At 60.7% G+C, this 229-nt stretch carries 1 protein-coding gene; it reads left to right on the top strand.

Translation table 11 applies throughout. The features are described 5' to 3' along the window. Positions 1-13: 13 nt before the first annotated feature. The coding region (locus Q4563_RS23285; RefSeq protein WP_303606237.1) for an amidase family protein at positions 14-229 on the top strand (216 nt) is incomplete at its 3' end.

Below are 229 nucleotides of genomic sequence, written 5' to 3'. Positions count from 1 at the left end.
GGACAGAGACCCCATGCACAACAAAACCATCGCCCAGATAGCCCGCGACCTGGCCGCGGGCGAATATTCCAGCGTTGAAGTGACCCAGTCGTACCTGGATCGCATCCAACAACTGGATCATAACTACAACAGCTTTATTACCGTGACGGCCGAACAAGCACTGGCACAGGCCGCCGCCGCCGATGCCATGCGGGCAGCGGGCAACGCTACCCCCTGGACAGGCGTTCCC

The organism is Gilvimarinus sp. 1_MG-2023 (genome assembly GCF_030548285.1).
This window is presented reverse-complemented; position numbering and strand designations above follow the sequence as displayed.